The sequence below is a fragment of the Catenulispora rubra genome (assembly GCF_015356825.1).
Taxonomy (GTDB): Bacteria; Actinomycetota; Actinomycetes; order Streptomycetales; family Catenulisporaceae; genus Catenulispora; species Catenulispora rubra.
The window spans coordinates 1-438 of record NZ_JAACYW010000755.1; the positions used below are offsets into that span (position 1 = coordinate 1).

Below are 438 nucleotides of genomic sequence, written 5' to 3' on the forward strand. Positions count from 1 at the left end.
GGTCTCCCTCGACCTGGGCATGGTGTCGGCCGTGTGCCCGGCCTGCCACATCCTGCTGGTCGAGTCGGACGGCTCCGACACGGCCTCGCTCGGGACCGCCGAGCAGACCGCCACCGGCTCCGGCGCCGTCGCGGTGTCCAACAGCTGGGGCGGGGACGAGGGCAGCGAGAACCAGGCGTGGAACTCCGCGTTCCAGCACCCGGGCGTCGCGGTCACCGTCTCCAGCGGCGACAACGGCTTCATCCAGGGCGCCTGGCCCGCCTCGCTCAGCACCGTGATCGCCGTCGGCGGAACGAGCCTGAGCAAGGACACGTCCACGCGCGGGTGGAACGAGAGCACCTGGAAGGGCGGGGGCTCCGGCTGCTCGGCCTACGTGCCGAAACCGGCCTGGCAGCACGACGCGCACTGCCCGAACCGCACGGTCGCCGACGTGGCAGC

The 438-nt window shown here is 72.8% G+C and carries 1 pseudogene; it reads left to right on the top strand.

Annotated features, from left to right (window positions below):
* Positions 1-438: pseudogene (locus GWK61_RS55290) on the top strand (peptidase S8); the annotation flags it as partial.